This is a genomic window from Mycobacterium sp., assembly GCF_050701675.1.
In the GTDB taxonomy this organism is placed as follows: domain Bacteria; phylum Actinomycetota; class Actinomycetes; order Mycobacteriales; family Mycobacteriaceae; genus Mycobacterium.
The window spans coordinates 1-5169 of sequence record NZ_JBOGDD010001141.1; the positions used below are offsets into that span (position 1 = coordinate 1).

5 protein-coding genes are annotated in these 5169 nt (G+C 67.3%); all 5 read left to right on the top strand.

Translation table 11 applies throughout. The features are described 5' to 3' along the window. Positions 1–571: alpha/beta hydrolase-fold protein (locus tag ACRDUX_RS35340; protein ID WP_526421263.1), on the top strand; the 571-nt coding region annotated here is incomplete at its 5' end. Between the two features lie 140 nt (positions 572–711). Further along, positions 712–1101 carry a DUF732 domain-containing protein gene (locus tag ACRDUX_RS35345; RefSeq protein WP_526421265.1) on the top strand — a complete coding sequence of 130 codons (390 nt, stop codon included), beginning with the start codon at positions 712–714 and terminating at the stop codon, positions 1099–1101. Positions 1102–1120: 19 nt separating this feature from the next. After that, entirely contained in the window at positions 1121–2137 is a 1017-nt protein-coding gene (gene culp6 / locus ACRDUX_RS35350) for a carboxylesterase Culp6 (protein WP_526421267.1), read from the top strand. Between the two features lie 228 nt (positions 2138–2365). Beyond that, positions 2366–4255 (top strand): long-chain-fatty-acid--AMP ligase FadD32, encoded by a 1890-nt coding sequence (gene fadD32 / locus ACRDUX_RS35355; RefSeq protein WP_526421269.1) that lies wholly within the window; start codon positions 2366–2368, stop codon positions 4253–4255. Positions 4256–4305: 50 nt separating this feature from the next. Continuing rightward, positions 4306–5169, top strand: an 864-nt coding sequence (locus tag ACRDUX_RS35360; RefSeq protein ID WP_526421271.1) for a beta-ketoacyl synthase N-terminal-like domain-containing protein, incomplete at its 3' end; no start/stop codon positions are given.

Below are 5169 nucleotides of genomic sequence, written 5' to 3' on the forward strand. Positions count from 1 at the left end.
GGACGGCAGCAGGCAGTGGGACACGTTCCTGTCCCAGGAGTTGCCGGACTGGCTGGCAGCCAACAAGGGCCTGGCCCCCGGTGGGCATGGCGCCGTCGGAGCGGCGCAGGGCGGCTACGGCGCCATGGCGTTGGCGACCTTCCACCCGGACCGGTTCCGCTACGCCGGCTCGATGTCGGGCTTCCTTGCGCCGGAGCGCACCGGGATGGATGGCGCGATCACCGCGGGCCTCGCGCAGTTCGGCGGGGTGGATACCCGCAACATGTGGGGTCTGCCACAGCTCGGGCGGTGGAAGTGGCACTCGCCGAACGTGCATGCGCAACTGTTGGCCAACAACAACACCCGGCTGTGGGTATACAGCCCGGCCGCGCTGGAGTGCACCGACCCCGCGGCGATGATCGGTTACTGCGATCAGGCGCAGGGGACCAACCGCACCTTCTACCAGCAGTACCGCAGCGCGGGTGGCCACAACGGGCACTTCGACTTCTCGACCTCCGGTCAACACGATTGGGGCAGCTGGGGTCCGCAGCTCGCCGCGCTGTCCGGCGACCTCGCCGCCGCGATCAGGTAGGTACGCCAGGCGGCGCGCTCGGCAAACGGCTGCCGGGTCGTGCCGAAGCCAGCCGGTACGTTGGAGTCGTGCAACTCGGCGGACCGCGAACGGCAAGTGCCGTGATGGCTTGTGCAGCTTTGGTGGTCAGCGGTTGCGGTATGGGCGACGACGTCATGGCAACCATCGGGATGCCTCCGTCGGAGACCGCGGCGCCGGGAACCAGCGCGCAGACGTTCGGACAGCCGCCCATGGTGGAACCGGGGGAAGACCAGGACATGGTCGTGACCCCGGTGCAGCGCGAGTTCCTCGACGACTTGAGCGAAGCGGGCGTGGAACCCTCCAGTGAGCTGTCCGCTTTGAGTATCGGCTCGTACGTGTGCCAGGCTCGGGCCGCACACCAGAGCGATCAAGCGGTGTGGGACTTCGTCCTGCCGATGGTGCGCGGTGACGTCAGGGATTCTTACGCCCATTCGGTGACGCCACCGGCGGGTCAGGTCAACTCCGCCACCGCCGACTACATTCGCATCGCCACCCACACCCTCTGCTAGCAGGAGACCCACTCACTTCATGGCCAAGAAAAGCCGACGCAAGCGCCACCGTGTCCTCGCCCTGGCCGCCGCCGGCGCAGTCGCGGTGCTGGTCGCACTCGTAGTCGTCGGGCTATGGGTCTACATGCGGCAGCCGGACGGGCTGCCATCGACCGCGGTGCCGCCGTCTGCGCAGCCCCCGACGGGTATCCCGACGACGCCGGGGACCAAGCCGCGACCGGAGTTCCAGGACGCCAGTTGCGCCGACGTGATGGTGTTGTCGATTCCCGGCACCTGGGAGTCCTCGCCGCAGCTCGATCCCGTGAACCCGACGCAGTTTCCCATCGCGCTGCTGCTGAACGTCACCAACCCGCTGCGCCAGGCCTTCGGTGAGGACCGCGTCGCCGAGTACACGGTTCCGTACACAGCGCAGTTCCACAATCCGTTCTCGGCGGATCAACAGATGTCGTACAACGACAGCCGCGCCGAGGGCACCAAGGCCGCCATCCAGGCATTGACCGACATGAACAACCGCTGCCCCCTGACCAGTTACGTCATCGTCGGGTTCTCCCAGGGCGCGGTCATCGCCGGCGACCTCGCCAGTGACATCGGCAACGGCCGCGGGCCCGTCGACCAGGATCTGGTGCTCGGCGTGACGTTGATCGCCGACGGCCGCAGGCAGGACGCCATCGGGCAGGACATCGGCCCCAACCCCCCGGGTCAGGGAGCTGAGATCACTTTGCAGGAAGTGCCGACGCTGTCGGCGCTCGGTTTGACGATGAGCGGACCTCGGCCCGGCGGCTTCGGGGCGCTCAACGACCGGACCAACCAGATCTGCGGGCCGGGCGACCTGATCTGCTCGGCGCCAGAGGGCGCGTTCTCGATCGTGAACCTGCCGAAGACGTTGGAGACACTCAGCGGAGGGGCGGGCCAGCCGGTGCACGCGCTGTACAACACGCCGGAGTTCTGGGTGCTCGACGGGCAGACCGCGACGCAATGGACGACGGCTTGGGCGCACGGCCTCATCGACAACGCTCCGCATCCCAAGCATGGCTGACCGGCGACCCGTCTTTGCTGGACCGTTGTCGGTCGAAAGGTGCCCGGTGCGGATTTGGCCTAAGCCACGAGGTCACCTAACATTAAGAGAAAAGTAAGAGCATCATTCGAGAAACGCGACGGGTGTCCTGCGCAGTTGGTCCGAAGCGCAGCGGCCGCGCTCCGGTACGATCTTGAGGTTTGGCTTCGCCCGGTTTCGGGGCGAGATCGGCTGAGGTAGAGGAGTGAAATGGGAATCCACAACCCGTTCCTGAAGAACGGCCTGATTCGGTTTCCCGACAACGGCAACCTGGTCCGTCACGTCGAGAAGTGGGCGACGGTCCGGGGTGACAATCTCGCGTACCAGTTCATCGACTTCTCCACCGAACGCGACGGCGTCGCACGGAACCTGAGCTGGCGCGACTTCAGTGCCCGCAACAAGGCGATCGGCGCCCGGCTGCAGCAGGTCACCCAGCCCGGTGACCGCGTCGCCATCCTCTGCCCGCAGAACCTGGACTACCTCGTCGGGTTCTTCGGTGTCCTGTACGGCGGCCGGATCGCCGTCCCGCTGTTCGACCCGGCCGAGCCAGGACACGTCGGCCGGCTGCACGCCGTGCTGGACGACTGCCAGCCCACCGCCATCCTCACCACCACCGACTCCGCCGAGGGCGTGCGGAAGTTCTTCCGCAGCCGGCCCGCCAAGGAGCGGCCCCGCGTCATCGCCGTCGACGCCGTGCCCGACGACGTCGGCGCCACCTGGGTGCCGGAAGAGGTCACCCACGACACCATCGCCTATCTGCAGTACACGTCGGGTTCGACCCGCATCCCGACCGGCGTCCAGATCACCCACCTGAACCTGGCCACCAACATCGTTCAGGTCATCGAGGGCATCGGTGGCGACGAGGGTGACCGCGGCGTCACGTGGCTGCCGTTCTTCCACGACATGGGCCTCGTCACGGCGATGATCCCGCCCGTGGTCGGTCACTACATCACGTTCATGACGCCCGCCGCCTTCGTCCGCAGGCCCGGCCGGTGGATCCGGGAGATGGCCCGCAAGGACGAGGACACCGGTGGCGTCATCTCCGTTGCGCCGAACTTCGCGTTCGACCACGCCGCGGCGCGCGGCGTGCCCAAGGACGGCGAGCCGCCGATGGACCTGTCGAACGTGAAGGCGATCCTCAACGGCAGCGAGCCGATCTCCGCGGCCACGGTGGCTCGCTTCAACGAGGCATTCAACCCCTTCGGGTTCAACCCGAAGGCGATCAAGCCGTCCTACGGACTGGCCGAGGCGACGCTGTTCGTCTCCACCACCCCGACCGATGAGCCGCCGAAGGTGGTCTACGTCGACCGCGAAGAGCTCAACGCGTACCGCTTCGTCGAGGTCGCCCCTGACGCGCCCTCTGCCGTCGCGCAGGCGTCGGCCGGCAAGGTCGGCGTTGCCGAGTGGGCGACCATCGTCGACGCCGAGACCGCCACCGAGCTGCCCGACGGGCAGATCGGCGAGGTCTGGATCAGCGGCCAGAACATGGGGACCGGTTACTGGGGCAAGGCGGACGAGAGCAGGGACACGTTCGAGAACATCCTCAAGTCCAGGGCCAACCCGTCGCACGCAGAGGGGGCGACCGACGACGTCACGTGGGTGCGCACCGGTGACTTCGGTGCGTTCCACGAGGGCGACCTCTACATCACCGGCCGCGTCAAGGATCTGGTGATCGTCGACGGCCGCAACCACTACCCGCAGGACCTCGAGTACTCGGCTCAGGAAGCCAGCAAAGCGCTGCGCACCGGCTTCGTCGCGGCGTTCTCGGTGCCCGCAAACCAGCTGCCCGACGTGGTGTTCGACAACGCGCACGCGGGCCTGAAGCGCAACGCGGACGACACCTCCGAGCAACTCGTCATCGTCGCCGAGCGCGCGGCAGGCGCCAACAAGATGGACCTGGCGCCGGTGGCCGACGAGATCCGGGCCGCCATCGCGGTCCGTCACGGCGTCACCGTGCGCGACGTGCTGCTGACTCCGGCTGGCGCGATTCCGCGGACCTCGAGTGGCAAGATCGGTCGCCGCGCCTGCCGTTCGGCATACCTCGACGGCAGTCTGCGCAGCGGAAAGATCGCGAACGACTTCCCCGATCAGTCGGACTGACCCCTCGGTCGGTTCGTCGAACCAGGCCGCACGGCGGCGAAAGTGTGAACATGACTGACACCGAAGACAATTCGCAGCCTTCACCCGATTCGCTGCCTCCCGCGGCCGAAAACCGGCCGGCTCGCACCGACAAGACGGTCGCCGAACTGCGCGAGTACCTGCGCAACTGGATCGCCGACGCCACCGGACAACCCGCCGACGGCATCGACGAGTCCGCTCCGATGGTCGAGCTGGGCCTCTCGTCGCGGGATGCCGTGGCGCTGGCCAGTGACATCGAGGATCACACCGGCGTCACATTGACGGCGACGGTCCTGTTCCGGAACCCGACGATCGAGTCGTTGGCCACCGTCATCGTCGAGGGGGACCCTGAAGACGAGACCCCCGTCGACGAGGACTTCGACTGGTCGCGCACCAAGGACGTCGACGATATCGCGATCGTGGGCATCGGCACCCGGTTCCCCGGTGATCTGAACACCCCCGACGAGATGTGGCTGGCCCTGCTCGACGGCGTCGATGCCATCACCGACCTGCCCGATGGGCGCTGGGAGGAGTTCCTCGACGAGCCAAGGATCGCCGAGCGGGTGGCCAAGGCCCGTACCCGCGGCGGCTACCTGTCGGATATCAAGGGCTTCGACTCCGAGTTCTTCGCACTGTCGAAGATGGAGGCCGACAACATCGATCCGCAGCAGCGGATGGCGCTGGAGCTCACGTGGGAAGCGTTGGAGCACGCCAGGATTCCGGCCTCCAGCCTGCGCGGCGGTCCGGTGGGCGTCTACGTCGGTGCCTCCAACAACGACTACAGCTTCCTGTCGGTGTCCGATCCCGCGGTCGCACACCCGTACGCCATCACCGGCACGACGAGCTCGATCATCGCCAACCGGGTGTCCTACTTCTTCGACTTCCGCGGCCCGTCG

Bases quoted from the DNA above. Each gene is read 5' to 3' on its own strand.
- ACRDUX_RS35345 (WP_526421265.1), top strand. From the start codon at position 712: ATGGGCGACGACGTCATGGCAACCATCGGGATGCCTCCGTCGGAGACC.
- culp6 (WP_526421267.1), top strand. From the start codon at position 1,121: ATGGCCAAGAAAAGCCGACGCAAGCGCCACCGTGTCCTCGCCCTGGCC.
- fadD32 (WP_526421269.1), top strand. From the start codon at position 2,366: ATGGGAATCCACAACCCGTTCCTGAAGAACGGCCTGATTCGGTTTCCC.